The sequence below is a fragment of the Neobacillus niacini genome, assembly GCF_023715785.1.
Taxonomy (GTDB): domain Bacteria; phylum Bacillota; class Bacilli; order Bacillales; family Cytobacillaceae; genus Neobacillus; species Neobacillus niacini_E.
Genome location: NZ_JAMBOX010000092.1, coordinates 1 through 404, shown reverse-complemented (window position 1 = coordinate 404; position 404 = coordinate 1). Strand labels below are relative to the sequence as shown.

General features: G+C 57.2%; 1 pseudogene. It reads left to right on the top strand.

Features of this window, described 5'->3' with window-relative positions:
- Positions 1-355: pseudogene (locus M3234_RS28985) on the top strand (glutamine synthetase); the annotation flags it as partial.
- Positions 356-404 lie beyond the last annotated feature (49 nt).

The following is a 404-nucleotide window of genomic DNA, read 5'->3' as shown; positions in this document are numbered from 1 at the left end:
GCGTATTCCGTGCGGCGAGCGGCAGAACCACCGCGTGGAGTATCGCGTCGCGGGGGCGGACGCCAACCCGTATCTGGTGATGGCGGCGATTTTCGCCGGCATTCTGCACGGGCTGGATAACCCCCAGCTGCCTTTACAGGAAGAGGTGGAAGGTAACGGTCTGGAGCAAGAGGGCCTGCCGTTCCCGATCCGCCAGAGCGATGCGCTGTGGGAGTTTATGCAGAACGATCACTTGCGTGAGCGCCTCGGCGAGCGTTTCTGCCATGTTTTCCATGCCTGTAAGCATGATGAATTACTGCAGTTTGAGCGTCTTATCACAGAAACCGAAATTGAGTGGATGTTGAAAAACGCCTGATGGTCGCCCCGCGAGGGGCCCATAAGTTTGGTAATCAGTAGCATCATAC